The 3,065-nt window shown below is 46.7% G+C and carries 1 protein-coding gene and 1 pseudogene; both read right to left on the minus strand.

Annotated elements, in window-relative coordinates; all coding sequences use genetic code 11:
* Nucleotides 1-531: 531 nt before the first annotated feature.
* On the minus strand, nucleotides 532-2,106 hold the full coding sequence (locus tag CCB157_RS16065) for an L-lactate permease (protein ID WP_077616844.1): 1,575 nt from the start codon (nucleotides 2,104-2,106) through the stop codon (nucleotides 532-534).
* An 816-nt stretch (nucleotides 2,107-2,922) separates the two neighbouring features.
* Nucleotides 2,923-3,065: pseudogene (locus CCB157_RS18500) on the minus strand (IS256 family transposase); the annotation flags it as partial.

The following is a 3,065-nucleotide window of genomic DNA, read 5'->3' on the forward strand; positions in this document are numbered from 1 at the left end:
GCAAATACCTGGATATGTCCGACTATTGGCAGTGGCGGAAAACGAAAGAGTTAGGCGTTCAAACGATGAATCAGGAAGTTTCGGCGATCAAGAAAGTGGGATAATTTCTTCGACGTGTCAAGGAGAACGTGAAATACCTCGGAAGCGAGGAGTTGCCGCGAAAGCGCCTTGACACACCTGTACTTTGACAACAATGATCATTAGTCCGGGAAGGCGACCGGCAGGGAGACTTGCCGGACTTACCTGCCATACGTCAGGTCATCAGGTCCATCTTTCTATCAAAGGGAAATTTACACAATAAAATGGACTTGACCTTTTGGATGAGGAAGTTGTTCGAGAATTGTAGGAAGGAGCTGACCATAAATCACTAAAAATAGTATGGCCAGCTCCCCTTTTGGATAATGCTCTAAAGAAATGAAGGCAATCTCCGGGGAGATTGCCTTTTCCTTTTTACGAGGTTGGCATCCTCATGACCCTTTTCGATATGCACCTTTTCAAACCCATGCAACACGAAGCCAAATATTGATGCGGTCAATATACGAGCGACAGGACAAAGGTCCATAGGCAAACGAAGGCGAGCAAGCCGACGCTGTATTTTAAAACCATTTTCGTTAAAACGGATTCGTTGCCTGTTTGGCCGACGGCGGCGCTGGCAATGGCGATGGATTGCGGGGAAATGAGTTTGGCCATCACGCCCCCTGCTGTATTGGCGGCGACGAATAAGGCGGGCTTGGCTCCCAAAATATGAGCCGCTGTCGCTTGAATGGGCGCAAACAATGTATTGTTGTTTACGACCGACCCGGTCATAAACACGCCTATCCAGCCCAAGATCGGCGACAATAACGGGAAGATGTGCCCTGCTTTGGCGACCTCTTCGCCTAAGGCGTTCGTCAAGCCGCCGTAGGTCATTAATTTCGCGATGCCCAAAATGGCACAGATCATCACGATCGGAATCCAAAAATCTTTAACTGTTGTTTGTAAGAGCGAAAAGCCTTTTTTGAAATCTATAGATTTCGTAAGCGCAATGGTCGTTAAGCCGGCGAGCAAAATCGCCGTACCGGTTGCGCTGATCAAGTTGATGCTTGAGATGAGGGACGAGCCTGGTATTTTAAAATTCAATACAGTAAAATCTAAAGCTCCGCCTGGTATAAACAAGTTTTTAAATGCCGGCAGGCTCCATACCAAAACGAAGATGCTCAACAGGTAAAACGGCAACCAAGCCTTGATTACTTCACCGATCGTATGTTTTTCGGTTTTAACCGTTTGTCCGTTGAGCAAGAAAATATGCCTCGGCTGCCATTTTCTCAGGAATAAGGCCAACAGCCCCATCGCCAATAACGGAGGAATGATATCGGCCAATTCCGGCCCCATCAGTAAGGTGATGAAGGCTTGAGACACGGTATAGCTGATGGACACGACGGAAATGGCCGGCCACACTTCCTTGATGCCCTTGAAGCCGTCGATCAACAAAATGAGTAAAAACGGAATCGTGAAGTTAATGATGGGCAACGTCAACGCCGTCATCCTGGAAACATCCATCGAAGAAACATGGCCGGCCAAATTTAAGGTGCTGATGACCCCGACCGGAATCCCGATGGCGCCAAACGCTCCGGAAGCGCCATTGGCGATGAGGCAGAGCATGGCGGCTTGTAAGGGTTGGAATCCTAAGGAAACCAACAGAACGGCACAAATGGCGATCGGAACGCCGAAACCGGCTGCCCCTTCAAGAAAGGCGTTAAAACAAAAGCCGATGAGCAACAGCTGCAGACGCTGATCTTGTGAAATGCTGGCAATGCTGGCGCGCAATACGTCAAACTTGCCGGTTTCTACAGAGATTTTATATAACCAGACGGCCATGACAATAATATAACCAATGGGCCATATGCCTTGAATCGCGCCTTGTATGACGCTGCCCGACGCCTCGCCGAAAGGCAGTTGAAACACAAACATTGAAATCAGAAACGTCACGGCCAAATTGATTAAAGCGGCATAAATCCCCTTCATTTTGAAGATGGTCAAACACAGCAGGAACAAAATGATCGGAATAGCCGCGACCAGTGCGGAGAGCATAAGATGATGAAAAGGATTATAAGATTGCACCAACATGGCGTATAACTCCCTTTTGTAAGAATTTCTTGGTTGTCAGGAAACTGTTCTTCATTCTGTACCGGAATTTCCGAATGAATACCTCGCGTGCCACGACCAACAAGGCATGGCAGGGATGTTGACGAGGAACCCGGTGTTGATAGACAGGAGAGCAACCGCTTCTCGGATTGCCTGATTAATCTTAATGAACGATGAGAGGTGGTTTTTCCCTCCAAACCAATCATATTGGTTTGAAGGGTTTTTGGTTGTGAAAGTCTTCACAAACTCTCATTTATTCGATCCTGTAAAAAATGCAATGGGGATTTGATGCGATCGCGCCTTGTTGGATTTGTCATGGGGCCCGTTGAATAAATCAAGATGGTTGGTTTAACGAGGATTTAAATCGTTTTTGTCGAATTTGTGTACAGGAAAATCGGGGAAATCTTGAACTTGGGAGTTCACCTGGATGAACGCAATGAATATCTGCTGATTTGAGGCATGCATTTTTTACGTTTGGTAGTCCGTTGAATTTTTGTGGCTTGATCCCATGGAAGGTCATTTCTTTCTATTTTCTGGTGATCAATTTCGAAAAATCTTTTCGGGTTTCTTTTTTGTGTCAGAAACGAAGGTCAAGTCCATTTTATTGTGTAAATTTCCCTTTGATAGAAAGATGGACCTGATGACCTGACGTATGGCAGGTAAGTCCGGCAAGTCTCCCTGCCGGTCGCCTTCCCGGACTAATGATCATTGTTGTCAAAGTACAGGTGTGTCAAGGCGCTTTCGCGGCAACTCCTCGCTTCCGAGGTATTTCACGTTCTCCTTGACACGTCGAAGAAATTATCCCACTTTCTTGATCGCCGAAACTTCCTGATTCATCGTTTGAACGCCTAACTCTTTCGTTTTCCGCCACTGCCAATAGTCGGACATATCCAGGTATTTGCGTCCCGATATCCATTTTTCGTCCATTTCGATCAACACGG

The sequence above is a fragment of the Caenibacillus caldisaponilyticus genome, from assembly GCF_002003465.1.
Lineage (GTDB): Bacteria > Bacillota > Bacilli > Bacillales > Sporolactobacillaceae > Caenibacillus > Caenibacillus caldisaponilyticus.